The sequence below is a fragment of the Photobacterium profundum genome (assembly GCF_003026285.1).
GTDB lineage: Bacteria > Pseudomonadota > Gammaproteobacteria > Enterobacterales > Vibrionaceae > Photobacterium > Photobacterium profundum.
In genome coordinates, this window is the sequence record NZ_PYOD01000022.1 from 43,921 (window position 1) to 57,748 (window position 13,828).

Below are 13,828 nucleotides of genomic sequence, written 5' to 3' on the forward strand. Positions count from 1 at the left end.
TCATCCTTTATTCTTTTGCTGTCAAAATAACTAAATGACGCTCCCCTTCTAGTTCAGGGATTTGCAAAGATTTGACTTCAGTCACAGAACACCACTCAGGTAACTCTGCCACTTCCTGTTCACTAAATTGACCCTTTAAAGCCAGAAAATGTCCATTTTCCGCTGGTAAATGGTGACACCAAGATACCATATCATTCATTGATGCAAATGCGCGGCTGATCACTCCATCAAAACCTTGTTCCGGTTGGAATTCTTCAACGCGGCTTTGCACTGGGGTTACATTGGCAATATTTAGCTCATGTACCACTTGTTTGATAAAACGAATACGCTTGCCCAAACTATCAAGTAGCGTAAAGTTTTTCTCTGGACACATAATCGCTAACGGAATACCCGGTAATCCCGGTCCCGTACCAACATCAATGAAGTTCTCGCCCTGAAGGTGAGCACTTACCACAATACTATCCATGATATGTTTCACTAACATCTCATGAGGATCGCGCACAGATGTTAGATTGTACGCTTTATTCCATTTATGAAGCAGTTCTACATAACCAACAAGCTGTTGAACTTGTTGTTCTGTGACTTGTAATTCAGTTTGTGCGATTAACTGCACTAAACGTTGTTTCATTGATAATTCCTATTCGCCTTTTTTCAGCATACCGTGCTTTTTCAAGTAGACCAGCAACAAAGAGATTGCAGCAGGGGTAATACCTGAAATACGAGAAGCCATACCAATTGTTTCTGGTTTTGCATCGGTTAACTTTGCAATGACTTCATTTGATAAGCCTTTGACGATACTGTAATCCAAATCGAAGGGTAATTTTGTGGTTTCATGACGCAGTGACTTTTCAACTTCATCCTTCTGGCGATCAATATAACCCTGATATTTCACCTGAGTTTCAACTTGCTCACTGGCTTGTGTATCAATATGAGCAGGTGAAAAGTCTTCAAGTTGCGTTAATAATTTATACGTTATCTCAGGGCGACGTAAAAGATCTTCGCCATTAGCTTCTCGTGCAATCGGTGTTTTAAGGATCTTATTGATTTCATCAACATGATCCGAGTTTGGGTTGATCCAAATATCTTTTAAACGCTGACGTTCTTGTTCGATATTTTCAACTTTTTGGTTAAAGCGAGCCCAACGATCATCATCCACTAAACCAAGTTCACGACCGATTTCAGTTAAACGTAAATCAGCATTGTCTTCACGCAGCAACAAACGGTATTCCGCGCGAGATGTGAACATACGGTACGGTTCTTTGGTACCCATGGTAGACAAGTCATCAATCAATACACCCATGTAGGCCTGATCACGACGAGGACACCAACCTTCTTTGCCTTGCGACTGAAGGGCTGCATTCATACCGGCAAGTAAACCTTGTGCAGCCGCTTCTTCGTAGCCGGTTGTACCATTTATTTGACCAGCAAAGAATAAACCGTCGATAAACTTCGTTTCAAATGTTTGCTTTAAATCACGAGGATCAAAGAAATCATATTCAATCGCATAACCAGGACGCATGATGGCAGCATTTTCAAAACCATCCATTGAACGCACAATTTGTATCTGAACATCAAACGGTAAACTGGTTGAAATACCGTTTGGATATAATTCGTGAGTCGTTAACCCTTCTGGTTCAATGAAGATTTGATGACTATTTTTGTCAGCAAAACGCATGACTTTATCTTCAATTGACGGACAGTAACGCGGGCCGATACCTTCAATTACCCCAGAATACATTGGGCTACGATCTAGATTATTGCGAATAACATCGTGCGTTTTTTCGTTTGTATAAGTGATATAACATGGGATCTGACGTGGATGATCCGACGTTTTACCCATAAACGAAAAAGTGGGAATTGGATTATCACCGTGCTGCGCTTGAAGGCGACTAAAATCGACCGTTCGAGCATCAATGCGTGGTGGCGTTCCTGTTTTTAAACGATCAACACGGAAAGGTAACTCACGCAGACGTGATGCCAGTGCGATCGAAGGTGGATCACCAGCACGACCGCCGCTGTAATTTTCTAATCCAATGTGGATCTTACCACCCAGGAATGTCCCCACGGTTAATACAACCGATGTCGCCCGAAATTTTAATCCCATCTCAGTAACGACACCGATAACACGATCATTTTCAACGATCAAATCATCAACAGCTTGTTGAAAAAGCATTAAATTTGGTTGGTTTTCAAGTGCTTCACGTACAGCGGCTTTGTAAAGTGCGCGGTCTGCTTGTGCACGTGTGGCACGAACAGCTGGACCTTTTGACGAATTTAACGTTCTAAATTGGATCCCGCCTTTGTCGGTGGCTTTGGCCATTAAACCGCCAAGGGCATCCACTTCTTTAACCAGGTGTCCTTTCCCGATCCCGCCAATTGCTGGGTTACAAGACATTTGACCTAACGTGTCGATGTTATGTGTCAAAAGTAAGGTTTTTTGTCCCATTCTGGCTGCGGCTAATGCGGCTTCAGTGCCGGCATGACCCCCACCAACAACGATGACATCAAAATTTTCCTGGTAAAACATGAAACTACCTCAGGTAATCAAAGAGCCAGTGAGTTACTACGAGCAAAAGGGGGATTATTCTATCCTTTTTCTGATGAAGAAAGAATCTTTAGTGAAGATCATTTGATCAGCTCAAAGTGGTTTGCTTATTATATATAAGATCTTATTTAGAGATCTTCTATTAGATCTATTATTAGGATCGCCCGATCGTGTGGATAACCGATAAATGATCCTAATGATCATGGTGTTACTGTAGATCATTAGTTGTGGAGTAGCTTTGATCATCATAAGGATTAGCTGGGATCAAAACGACTACTTATACACAGGGGTAGAATGGGGATAAAGTTATTCAATGGATAACTATGGGTTGATCACCGTTTAGATCTATAGTTATCCACAGAAAATAGTTTCAAATCAGCCTAAATATTGGGTAATTTTGAGGCTAATTTTTACTACAAAGGTGTTTTTTCCACTCGACGAACCAACTTTCAGCTGCATCTTCAGGTACAGAGTGTTGTGAAATATCGATATCTAATCGTTCACCAAGCTTCACTGCATAGAGAGAATTCAGTAAATTATCGATGTTAATTCCCGCCGCACAGAACGTATCGTAGCTACTATCTCCCAAACCTATTACGCCATATTTCAGGGCTGATAAGTCTGGTTTTTGCGCTGTGAGCTGATTAATAAAGGGCTGTATATTGTCTGGGAAATCACCCGCTCCATGCGTTGAACAGACTAATAACCAGATTGAATCGGTATTGAGTTCACTCAAATTAGCGTGATTAACGACTTCAGTACTATGACCATCTTGCTCTAATAGCTCTGATAAATGGTCAGCGACGTACTCAGCGCCACCTAATGTGCTGCCTGTGATTAAGGTTATATTGCTCATACTGTCCTCTGTATTGGAGATAATGACCTTGATTGTACTGTTTAGTGAGGGAGATAAAAGAGACTAAATGTAGGGAATTGAGTGAAATAACGTATGGAGAAAAGCATCCACAGGGCAATAAATACCCTATGGACATGATCGGGGTGTGATCGAATTATTTACCAATACAGAAAGAAGTAAAGATCCTTCCTAGAAGATCATCAGAGGTGAACTCACCAGTGATCTCACTTAAATATTGCTGAGCAAGACGAAGTTCTTCTGCCAGTATTTCGCCAGCCATAAAACCTTCTAGCTGTTCTTTACCTATTTCTAAGTGTTGAGCGGCTTGCTCCAGTGCTTCGAGGTGACGACGGCGTGCCATAAAGCCCCCTTCAGTTGTACCTGAGAAGCCCATACATTCTTTTAAATGTTCACGTAGGCTATCAACGCCTTCACCTGTAAGGGCAGATAGACGGACAAGTGTAGGGTTGTTGACATGGCAAATTCCTGCAGCTTCCCCTGTTAATTCCACTTTATTGCGAATAACGGTTAAGCCCATGCTTGCTGGTAGGCGTTCAATAAAATCTGGCCAGATATCTTTCGGGTCGGTGTCGTTGGTTGTGGTGCCATCGACCATGAACAATACGCGATCTGCCTGTTGAATTTCTTCCCAAGCACGTTCAATACCAATGCGCTCCACTTCATCGGATGCTTCACGTAAACCGGCGGTATCGATGATGTGTAATGGCATGCCATCGATATGAATGTGTTCACGTAGTACATCACGTGTTGTACCAGCAATATCGGTAACAATTGCGGAATCTTTACCTGATAGTGCATTCAGTAAGCTTGATTTGCCTGCGTTAGGACGACCAGCAATAACAACCTTCATCCCTTCGCGAATAATTGAACCTTGATTCGCTTCTCGGCGTACAGCTTTAAGAGTATCGATGATGGCATGTAAGTCATTACTTACTTTACCATCAGACAAGAAGTCGATTTCTTCTTCTGGAAAGTCGATAGCAGCTTCAACATAAATGCGTAGGTGAATAACGGCTTCCACCAGCTCATTCACTTTGGTTGAAAATACTCCTTGAAGAGATTTGAAGGCACTTTTAGCCGCTTCTTCTGAACTGGCATCAATTAAGTCTGCAATAGCCTCTGCTTGGGTTAAATCAAGCTTATCGTTCATGAAGGCGCGTTCAGAGAACTCCCCCGGACGTGCAGGGCGAATGCCATCAAGCTTCAGGATACGGCGAATCATCATATCTATCAGAACAGGGCCGCCGTGTCCTTGTAATTCAAGGACGTCTTCACCGGTGAAGGAGTTAGGAGCTTTAAAAAAGAGTGCGATGCCCTGATCCAGAGCGGTGCCATCTTCATTTTTAAAAGGAAGATATTCGGCGTAACGCGTTTTTAATTCACGACCAGCAACAGCAAGAGCAACCTCTTTAGCCTTTGGACCTGAAACGCGAATGATGCCTACACCACCTCGACCAGGAGGTGTAGCTTGAGCAACGATGGTATCTGTATGTTCATTCATATCTTTGGCTTGGCTTAAAAAATTCGCAGTAATTGTAAACAGAGTCGATAGGAAAGCCTAGTAATTGCTGACTTACCGCATAATGGCAATAGCTTAGAATATAGGTGGAAAGAGGGGATTATGACCAATAGCCCAATAAAAAAGGCGACCCTTAGGTCGCCTTTCAATAACTTAGCTGGTCATGCTATTTGGTGTGTAGACCTTTCTTTTCCAGAGAACGATAAATTAACGTTTGCTGGATCAAGGTAACTACGTTCGATACTAACCAGTATAGAACTAGACCGGATGGGAACCATAAGAAGAAGAATGTGAACATAACAGGCATAAATGTCATGATCTTCTGCTGCATAGGATCCGTTACAGTTGTCGGGCTCATTTTCTGAATCATGAACATCGACACACCCATTAACAATGGCAGGATGTAGTACGGGTCTTGTGCTGACAAGTCGTGAATCCAACCGAAGAACGGTGAGTGGCGCAATTCAACTGATTCCATCAGTGACCAGTACAATGCAATGAAAATTGGCATCTGTAATACAATAGGAAGACAGCCACCCAACGGGTTAACTTTCTCTTTCTTGTACAGTTCCATCATTTCTTGGCTCATGCGTTGACGATCATCGCCTAGACGCTCACGCATTGCAGTCAGCTTAGGCTGAAGCATGCGCATTTTAGCCATAGAGGTGTACTGCGCTTTAGTTAGCGGGTACATCGCACCACGAACGATGAAAGTAAGCATCATGATCGCGATACCCCAGTTACCTACGATGCTCTGAATGAACGACAGTAGTTTATGTAACGGGCTTGCGATAAACCATAACCAACCGTAATCAACTGTTAGGTTTAGATTAGCTGCTGTTGCTTCCATTTCTTTCTGCAGTTTAGGACCGACCCAAAGTGTAGAAGTAATGGTTTGCTCTGTACCAGCTGCAATTGTTGTGGTTGGTAGACGGACACCAATATACCCCTGGCCATTGCTAGCACGAGTAAATAGGTTTGATGCTTCTTCTGAACGAGGAATCCAAGCTGATACGAAGTAGTGTTGCAGCATTGCTGCCCAGCCATTCGTCGTTGTCATGTTCAGGCTTTTGTCCTGCATGTCATCGAAGCTGTACTTCTTATAGTTGGTTGTATCTGTTGAATATGCGCCACCACGGTACGTTGGCATCGTAAGGCTACTGCCATCGTCCATCAGGTTCTGGCGGAGCTGTGCATACATTTGTACACTTGCTGCAGAAGCTGATTGGTTATCAATGGTGTATTCAACATCAACAGCATAGCTGTTGCGTTTAAGAACGAATGTTTTGGTGTATGTAATGCCATCTTTTACGTATGTCATTGGTACACGTAGTTCGTCTTGACCATCAGCCAGCGTAAAATCTTTTGCTGTTACAGCTAATTGTGCACGACCGTTAGCGGAATCAATACCATTAGCACCGATTAGACCTGACTGTGCAATATAGCTGTGACCAGCCTCGTCCTTAAGAAGGATGAATGGGTCAGCTGAATCTAATTCGTTATCGTAAGCTAATAACTTAGCTTCAGTAACATCACCACCTAGCGTATCGACAGAAAGAGCCAGTACATCGGTATTGATAGTGATTACGTCTTTAGATGTTGTTTCTTGATCAGGAATTGGTTGACCATCACCTGAATGTGAAGGGACATCACCACTATTGTTAACTTGTTGCTCTGTACCCTGGCCTTGCGGCTGTGGGCTGTTGTCCATATTCCACTGTTGAAACAGTAGGAAAGAGACAAACAGTAGGGCAATTAACAGAATATTGCGTTGGGAATCCATCGTTAATTATCTCTGTCGTTATGCTTGGTTGGCGGAACGGGGTCAAAACCACCGTTGTTTAAAGGGTGACATCTTAATAGACGTTTCGCCGCGAACCAACAACCTTTTACGACTCCATGCATTTTTATTGCTTCAATAGCATATTGAGAACATGTAGGAGTAAAACGACAACGAGGTCCAAGTAGCGGACTTATTATCAGTTGGTAAAGGCGGACCAGCCGGATGGCTAGCCACGCGAAGGGCGAGACAGGCGATGCCATAATTTATCCAACAACTTAAATAACTCTTCGTTGCTCAACTCACTGGCACTTTTCTTTGCAATCACGACGAAATCGTTTGCTGGCAAATCATGTTGCTTTAAGCGGAAACTTTCTCGAACAATACGTTTGAAATGGTTTCTACCTGGGGCAGTTTTAATTTGTTTTTTGGGAACAGCAAGACCAAGACGAGGATGATTGAGGTCGTTAGGACGGGCTAGAATAGTTAAATGAGGAGAGCCAGCACGATGAGCTTGCTGGAAGACTTTTTTATAATGCTCGGGAGTTAACAAACGTAACTCCCGAGAGAAGGCTAGCTTATTCAAAATAATCAGAGATTACTTAGAAAGGCGCTTACGGCCTTTTGCACGACGTGCATTGATTGTTGCGCGACCGTTCTTAGTTGCCATGCGAGCACGAAAGCCGTGGCTGCGCTTGCGCTTTAGAACTGAAGGTTGAAAAGTGCGTTTCATTGGTATTACCTTAAATTAACTGATCAGTTTTTAAGTTTGTTATTTAGTTTCGGATATAAAAATATCCTCGACCTCTAACAAAGAGGCGGAATTGTAATCACTGACTGCCAAAGAGTCAATAATTATGCCCATATTGTCGTATGGGCGGTGAATTATACTTTTTGTGAGCCAGAGCGCAAGGATCCTTCGCTGATCCCGACCTGATTTAAGAACTTTTTTAATCTTGGATCGTTTGGAGTGGTGAAGATCTGCTCTGGTTTGCCTTGTTCTACGAATTCACCATCGGCCATAAAGATCACTCTATCAGCAACTTCGCGTGCAAATTGCATTTCGTGAGTAACCACTAACATGGTTTGATGACGAGTTGCCAATTTTTTCATTAATGTAAGCACTTCACCGACCCATTCAGGGTCTAAAGCGGATGTTGGCTCATCAAATAGCAATAATTCGGCTTCTAATGCCATTGCGCGTCCGATCCCCACTCGTTGCTGCTGACCACCAGAAAGTGCTGCCGGAAAGGCATCTCCTTTATCACCAAGCCCAATATCATCAAGAATTTGTTGAGCTCGCAGGTAAGCCGTGTCTTTTTTCCAGCCTTTTACGGTGATCAAACCTTCTGCCACGTTTTGCCGTGCCGTTAAATGAGCAAATAACGCATAATTTTGAAAAACAAAGCCTGTTTTACGTCGTAACGCTAAAATATCGTTCTTTTTGGCTTGAGTTGTATCAACCGTCACACCATCAATGGTGATTTTGCCTTGATTCGCGGTTTCCAAAAAATTAATACAGCGCAATAACGTGGATTTTCCGGTACCTGATGGGCCAATCACCACCACAATTTCACCTTTGGTGATAGTTAAGTCTAGATCTGAAAAGACGGTGCTATCGCCAAAGCGTTTGGTGAGTTTTTTTATGTCTATCATCGTACATACGCCTTATTGAGTTTTGCTTCAGCCCAATTTTGTACTTGCGTTAGTACAAGCACTAATCCCCAATAAATAAAGGCAACAGCCAAGAATGCTTCAAAAAATTTAAAGCTAGAAGATGCCTCCATTTGTGCTTTTGCCATAATCTCAGCGACCCCAAGCGTGAAGGCGAGTGAGGTTGATTTAATCATATCGATAAAATAATTCATTAGAGACGGCAAAGCGATACGAGTAGCTTGCGGTAAAATAATACGGCGCATTGCCTGCATTTCTGTCATGCCAATGGCAAGGCTTGCTTCCCGTTGGCTGCGATCGACCCCAATAATGGCTGCTCGAATACTTTCTGCCATATAAGCAGCGAAGTGTAAGCTCAATCCGATAACCGATGCACTGAAAGCATCTAAACCAATAAATATCGGAAAGACTTGGGGCAAACCGTAATAAAGTAGGAACAGTTGCACAAGCAAGGGGGTTCCGCGAAAGAAACTGATATAAAGCTGGCTCAGCTGGTTTAATACTGGCAGCTTATAAACTCGTACTAACGCCAACGTTATCGCGATGATTAGTGCAAATCCTAGTCCCCATACTGCCATCGATAGTGTTGTACCAAGGTACTTCATCAAGATTGGCATCAGAGAAAGCATATAATTGAAATCGAAACCCATGATGGCTACTTGTCCGTTGATTGTGGATGTTGTCAGAGACACAAAGACTCACCATTGGTGAGCCTTATTAGCGATAAATGAATTGAAGCTTAACTTTTTACATATTATTTGGTGATATCTGTATCAAACCATTTCACTGAAATGTCAGCCAGTGTGCCATCTTCACGCATTGCGTTTAGTGCTGTATTGACCTCATTACGTAGCTTCTCGCCTTTTTCATTTTTCACAAAAGGCCACGCATTTTCAATTGTCTCAAATGGTTCACCTGCTAATTCTAGTGGTAAATTCGCTTTTTTAATCAACTCAATTGAAGAAAGGCGATCCATTACAAATGCATCGGTACGGCCTAAAGCAACATCGTGCTCGATACCCGCATCGTAGGTTTTGATGTTGATTTGTGCGGCATTATCAAGCTGACGCAATAGCTGTTCGTAATTAGAACCTAAGTTGACCCCGACTGTTTTATCTGCAAGATCAGCTGTCGATTTAATATCGTTATTGCCTTTGCGTACTACCAGCTGCGCACCATCAATAACGTAAGGTTCAGCAAAAAGGAATTTAGCCTGGCGTTCGGGAGTAATCGTGATTTGGTTTGAAATGGTATCAATACGTCCCGTTTCTAGTAAGCCAAATAAACCAGAGAAGCTTGCGGTAACATATTCAACGTTATAATCGTTACGTTTGCCGATTTCATCCCATAAATCGACCTCAAAACCCTGAAGTTGATCCATCTTTACAAAAGTAAAAGGGAAATAGCGTCCTGACATACCAACTTTAACATCTGTTGCCGCCATTACTGTTTGGCTTGCCGCTAAAGTTAGTGCTACCGCTGTAAATGTTGTCTTTACCCAGCTTTTCATCCTGTTTACTCCATGTATGGCTTACATCATTATCTATTTCTGCCATCCTACTTGGTAGGCTTCGGTTTTTTTAAATAACTTAGAGTTATTTTACATAACGTAGAGTTAGGTTTGATGGATCTTAGCTCAATGTTAATAGTATTGTGGGTAATGTCTGGGTAAATTGTGTTGATCCAATGCTTGATTGTGCAGTTTGTGTGAATAAGTCTGATCTTATTCACTGGATCTGCGATCTCTTTGCTGGTGATCCAGAGCCAGCAGGTATAAAATTATATCCCTTTTTGTGTTTTGTTACTCAGTGTGGAGTCGAACTTGTCATCTTCGCTATGGTTGCAGTGCCTTCAACGTCTTCAAGAAGAGCTACCTGCGACAGAATTCAGCATGTGGGTGCGACCCCTACAAGCTGAGTTAAACGATAATACGCTGACCCTTTTTGCGCCTAATCGTTTTGTTCTCGATTGGGTAAGGGATAAGTACCTTAATAATATTAACCGTCTACTGAATGAATTCTGTGGGACGGATATACCGATCTTGCGTTTTGAAGTGGGCAGCCGACAAGTTGTTGTACCACCTTCTCAAAACATCGCACCAGCCGCACCAGCAGTGACGTTAGTGCGAAAACCATCACCTGCAACGAAAATATTGCAAGATGATGCGCCATCACGCTCATGGGAGCCGGCACCATCACCCGTGCAACCTGAATCGAAATCAGGTTATCGTTCGAATGTGAACCCTAAACATAATTTTAATAATTTTGTTGAAGGTAAATCGAATCAACTGGGTTTGGCTGCGTGTCGTCAAGTGTCTGATAATCCTGGTGCTGCGTATAACCCATTGTTTCTTTATGGCGGCACGGGGTTGGGTAAAACGCACTTATTACATGCGGTTGGCAATGCGATTGCTGATCGTAAGCCCAATGCGCGCGTGGTTTACATGCACTCTGAACGTTTTGTTCAAGATATGGTGAAAGCCCTGCAAAATAACGCCATTGAAGAATTTAAGCGTTATTACCGCAGTGTTGATGCATTATTGATTGATGACATTCAATTCTTTGCTAATAAAGAACGTTCACAAGAAGAATTTTTTCATACCTTTAATGCTTTGCTTGAAGGTAACCAACAGATCATTTTGACATCCGACCGTTACCCTAGAGAAATCAATGGGGTAGAAGATCGTTTGAAATCACGTTTTGGTTGGGGATTAACTGTTGCGATTGAGCCACCAGAGTTAGAAACTCGGGTCGCTATCTTAATGAAGAAGGCTGAAAATCATAATATTCGACTGCCCGATGAAGTGGCATTCTTTATTGCTAAGCGTTTACGTTCAAACGTACGTGAGCTTGAAGGCGCATTGAATCGTGTTATCGCTAATGCCAACTTCACGGGTCGTGCAATTACGATAGATTTTGTGCGTGAAGCCTTACGTGATTTACTCGCGCTGCAAGAAAAGCTTGTTACCATTGATAATATTCAGAAGACTGTTGCTGAATACTATAAAATAAAGATGTCAGACATGCTGTCGAAGCGTCGTTCACGTTCCGTGGCGCGACCGCGTCAAATGGCGATGGCACTGGCAAAAGAATTAACTAATCACAGTCTTCCTGAAATCGGTGATGCTTTTGGTGGGCGAGATCACACCACAGTCTTACATGCTTGCCGAAAAATAGTGCAGTTGCGTGAAGAAAGCCACGATATAAAAGAAGATTATTCAAACCTAATAAGAACATTATCGACCTGATATGAAATTTACCGTCGAACGCGAACATTTATTAAAGCCTTTGCAGCAGGTATCTGGTGCTTTAGGCGGTCGTCCTTCTTTACCTATCTTAGGTAACATTCTGCTTAAAGTGGAAGAGGGATACCTGTCGATGACAGGAACCGATTTAGAAGTCGAACTGATTGCAAAATTAGCACTAGAAGCTGATTTTGAAATTGGTGCAGTGACTGTGCCTTCTCGTAAGTTTCTCGATATTTGTCGTGGCTTGCCTGATAGCGCCAAGATTGCCGTTACGCTTGAAGGCGATCGTATTTTAATCCGTTCTGGTCGTAGTCGTTACTCACTATCGACATTGCCTGCCGCTGATTTTCCTAATATTGAAGATTGGCAGAGTGAAGTTGAGTTCACGTTACCGCAAGGTCGCATGAGCCAACTTATCCAAAGCACGCAATTTTCAATGGCACATCAAGATGTACGTTACTACTTAAATGGCATGTTATTTGAAACTGACGGCAGCCATTTACGATCGGTTGCGACAGATGGCCACCGTATGGCGGTATGCGCGATCGACTTAGCGCAAGAACTAGCAACTAAGCAGATTATTGTGCCGCGTAAAGGCGTATTGGAATTGGTACGCTTGCTAGATAACGCCGAAGCAATGGTTGATATCCAAATTGGTAATTCGAATATCCGAGCAACCGTGAATAATTTTGTATTCACCTCGAAGCTAGTGGATGGGCGTTTTCCTGATTACCGCCGCGTTATGCCACAAAGCAGCAATAAGTTTGTAGAAGCAAGTTGTGACGAATTGCGTAAAGCATTTTCACGTGCTGCTATCTTATCAAACGAAAAATTCCGAGGTGTGCGCGTTAACTTGTCAAAAGGTGAAATGCGTATAACCGCCAATAACCCTGAGCAAGAAGAAGCGGAAGAGTTTCTTGATGTTGATTATCAGGGAGATGACCTAGAAATCGGTTTTAACGTTAGCTATGTATTGGATGTGCTTAACACCTTAAAATGTGACCAAGTACGTTTGTCGCTAACCGATGCTAATGCCAGTGCATTAGTTGAAGATTGCGCCAATGATGAAGCGATGTATGTTGTGATGCCAATTAGATTATAAAGCATGGCACTTACTCGTTTAATCGTTAAAGACTTCAGAAACATTGAAGCGTGTGACTTAGCTTTGTCACCACGCTTCAATTTTTTGGTTGGCGCGAACGGCAGTGGAAAAAACAGTGTATTGGAAGCTATCCATTATCTGGGACATGGTCGTTCGTTCCGAAGCCACCTTACCAGTCGTGTTATTCGTCATGAGCAACAAGAGTTGTTTATTCATGGGCGCGTACTGACTGACAATCAATTAGAACTTCCGCTGGGCATCAATAAAAAACGTGATGGCACAACGGAAGTGAAAGTTTCTGGTGAAAGTGGTCAAAAGCTATCGCAATTAGCCCAAGTATTGCCCCTGCAATTGATCACACCTGAAGGGTTTGAGCTTTTGATTGGTGGGCCGAAATATCGTCGATCTTTTATTGATTGGGGTGTGTTTCATATAGAACCGAAGTTCTATAATGCTTGGAGCCGTATTAAGCGACTCACCAAACAACGCAATGCATTGTTAAAAACAGCACGCAGCTACCGTGAACTCAGTTATTGGGATCAAGAGTTAGCAGTGTTAGCTGAAGAAATCAGTGTATGGCGAGACGAATACCTTATTGCGGTAAAACAAAAAGCGGCTGAAATCTGCCAAGGTTTTTTACCTGAGTATGAAATCCAGTTGTCTTATTACCGTGGTTGGGAGAAAGAAACCCCTTATGCTGAGCTGCTAAAACGTAATTTTGAGCGTGATTGTCAGCTTGGCTATACCGTAAATGGTCCGCATAAGGCTGATTTACGAATGAAGGTGGCTGGTACGCCTGTTGAAGATGTGTTGTCGCGTGGACAACTTAAACTGATGGTATGCGCATTACGTTTAGCGCAAGGACTTCATCTAACAGAAGCAACGGGCAAACAGTGTATTTACCTTCTTGATGATTTTGCTTCCGAGCTGGATAGCCATCGGCGTGCGCTGTTAGCGCAACGGTTAAAAGAAACCAACGCCCAGGTTTTCATTAGTGCGATCAGTGATGAACAAATTACAGATATGCATGATGAAAATGGCAAGATGTTTCATGTGGAACACGGTAAAATAACCGCAGGATAAT

Annotated in this window: 14 protein-coding genes; 3 read left to right on the plus strand and 11 right to left on the minus strand. The window is 42.8% G+C overall.

The features are described from left to right. Nucleotides 1-7 precede the first annotated feature (7 nt). The 11 genes from rsmG to C9J48_RS25450 form a co-directional block, all read right to left on the minus strand. Nucleotides 8-628 (minus strand): 16S rRNA (guanine(527)-N(7))-methyltransferase RsmG, encoded by a 621-nt coding sequence (gene rsmG / locus C9J48_RS25400; protein ID WP_006233357.1) that lies wholly within the window; start codon nt 626-628, stop codon nt 8-10. Between the two features lie 9 nt (nt 629-637). After that, nucleotides 638-2,527, minus strand: coding sequence for a tRNA uridine-5-carboxymethylaminomethyl(34) synthesis enzyme MnmG (gene mnmG / locus C9J48_RS25405; RefSeq protein ID WP_006233356.1), 1,890 nt, complete (start codon nt 2,525-2,527; stop codon nt 638-640). A gap of 421 nt (nt 2,528-2,948) precedes the next feature. Continuing rightward, on the minus strand, nt 2,949-3,401 hold the full coding sequence (gene mioC, locus C9J48_RS25410) for an FMN-binding protein MioC (protein WP_006233355.1): 453 nt from the start codon (nt 3,399-3,401) through the stop codon (nt 2,949-2,951). A 154-nt stretch (nt 3,402-3,555) separates the two neighbouring features. Beyond that, nucleotides 3,556-4,923 (minus strand): tRNA uridine-5-carboxymethylaminomethyl(34) synthesis GTPase MnmE, encoded by a 1,368-nt coding sequence (gene mnmE, locus C9J48_RS25415; protein WP_006233354.1) that lies wholly within the window; start codon nt 4,921-4,923, stop codon nt 3,556-3,558. A 184-nt stretch (nt 4,924-5,107) separates the two neighbouring features. Then, nucleotides 5,108-6,724, minus strand: coding sequence for a membrane protein insertase YidC (yidC, locus tag C9J48_RS25420; RefSeq protein ID WP_006233353.1), 1,617 nt, complete (start codon nt 6,722-6,724; stop codon nt 5,108-5,110). A 2-nt stretch (nt 6,725-6,726) separates the two neighbouring features. Then, the gene (gene yidD / locus C9J48_RS25425) at nt 6,727-6,984 is read right to left on the minus strand and encodes a membrane protein insertion efficiency factor YidD (RefSeq protein ID WP_006233352.1); all 258 of its coding nucleotides are present in this window, start codon (nt 6,982-6,984) and stop codon (nt 6,727-6,729) included. Then, nucleotides 6,951-7,307, minus strand: a complete 357-nt coding sequence (gene rnpA, locus C9J48_RS25430) for a ribonuclease P protein component (RefSeq protein ID WP_006233351.1) — start codon at nt 7,305-7,307, stop codon at nt 6,951-6,953. The genes yidD and rnpA overlap by 34 nt, the downstream gene beginning before the upstream one ends. Nucleotides 7,308-7,319: 12 nt before the next feature. Next, nucleotides 7,320-7,454, minus strand: a complete 135-nt coding sequence (gene rpmH, locus C9J48_RS25435; RefSeq protein WP_006233350.1) for a 50S ribosomal protein L34 — start codon at nt 7,452-7,454, stop codon at nt 7,320-7,322. 152 nt (nt 7,455-7,606) lie between these two features. Then, nucleotides 7,607-8,377 carry an amino acid ABC transporter ATP-binding protein gene (locus tag C9J48_RS25440; protein ID WP_006233349.1) on the minus strand — a complete coding sequence of 257 codons (771 nt, stop codon included), beginning with the start codon at nt 8,375-8,377 and terminating at the stop codon, nt 7,607-7,609. After that, nucleotides 8,374-9,045 (minus strand): amino acid ABC transporter permease, encoded by a 672-nt coding sequence (locus C9J48_RS25445; RefSeq protein ID WP_006233348.1) that lies wholly within the window; start codon nt 9,043-9,045, stop codon nt 8,374-8,376. Before C9J48_RS25445 ends, C9J48_RS25440 begins: the two co-directional genes overlap by 4 nt. 104 nt (nt 9,046-9,149) lie before the next feature. After that, the gene (locus tag C9J48_RS25450; RefSeq protein WP_006233346.1) at nt 9,150-9,905 is read right to left on the minus strand and encodes an amino acid ABC transporter substrate-binding protein; all 756 of its coding nucleotides are present in this window, start codon (nt 9,903-9,905) and stop codon (nt 9,150-9,152) included. Between the two features lie 312 nt (nt 9,906-10,217). Here C9J48_RS25450 and dnaA point away from each other — a divergent pair, with 312 nt between their 5' ends. Genes dnaA through recF form a run of 3 tightly spaced genes read left to right on the plus strand, consistent with a single transcriptional unit; the run spans nt 10,218 to nt 13,827 of the window. Next, complete coding sequence (dnaA, locus tag C9J48_RS25460) at nt 10,218-11,642, plus strand: chromosomal replication initiator protein DnaA (protein WP_006233345.1); 1,425 nt, start codon at nt 10,218-10,220, stop codon at nt 11,640-11,642. A 1-nt stretch (nt 11,643) separates the two neighbouring features. Beyond that, the gene (gene dnaN / locus C9J48_RS25465) at nt 11,644-12,744 is read left to right on the plus strand and encodes a DNA polymerase III subunit beta (RefSeq protein WP_006233344.1); all 1,101 of its coding nucleotides are present in this window, start codon (nt 11,644-11,646) and stop codon (nt 12,742-12,744) included. Nucleotides 12,745-12,747: 3 nt separating this feature from the next. Continuing rightward, on the plus strand, nt 12,748-13,827 hold the full coding sequence (gene recF, locus C9J48_RS25470; protein WP_006233343.1) for a DNA replication/repair protein RecF: 1,080 nt from the start codon (nt 12,748-12,750) through the stop codon (nt 13,825-13,827). Nucleotide 13,828: the final 1 nt, after the last annotated feature.

Coding starts and splice junctions, on each gene's coding strand:
- C9J48_RS25445 (WP_006233348.1), bottom strand. CDS start 9,045: ATGGGTTTCGATTTCAATTATATGCTTTCTCTGATGCCAATCTTGATG.
- rsmG (WP_006233357.1), bottom strand. CDS start 628: ATGAAACAACGTTTAGTGCAGTTAATCGCACAAACTGAATTACAAGTC.
- mnmG (WP_006233356.1), bottom strand. CDS start 2,527: ATGTTTTACCAGGAAAATTTTGATGTCATCGTTGTTGGTGGGGGTCAT.
- yidD (WP_006233352.1), bottom strand. CDS start 6,984: ATGGCATCGCCTGTCTCGCCCTTCGCGTGGCTAGCCATCCGGCTGGTC.
- yidC (WP_006233353.1), bottom strand. CDS start 6,724: ATGGATTCCCAACGCAATATTCTGTTAATTGCCCTACTGTTTGTCTCT.
- recF (WP_006233343.1), top strand. CDS start 12,748: ATGGCACTTACTCGTTTAATCGTTAAAGACTTCAGAAACATTGAAGCG.
- mnmE (WP_006233354.1), bottom strand. CDS start 4,923: ATGAATGAACATACAGATACCATCGTTGCTCAAGCTACACCTCCTGGT.
- mioC (WP_006233355.1), bottom strand. CDS start 3,401: ATGAGCAATATAACCTTAATCACAGGCAGCACATTAGGTGGCGCTGAG.
- rpmH (WP_006233350.1), bottom strand. CDS start 7,454: ATGAAACGCACTTTTCAACCTTCAGTTCTAAAGCGCAAGCGCAGCCAC.
- dnaN (WP_006233344.1), top strand. CDS start 11,644: ATGAAATTTACCGTCGAACGCGAACATTTATTAAAGCCTTTGCAGCAG.
- C9J48_RS25440 (WP_006233349.1), bottom strand. CDS start 8,377: ATGATAGACATAAAAAAACTCACCAAACGCTTTGGCGATAGCACCGTC.
- C9J48_RS25450 (WP_006233346.1), bottom strand. CDS start 9,905: ATGAAAAGCTGGGTAAAGACAACATTTACAGCGGTAGCACTAACTTTA.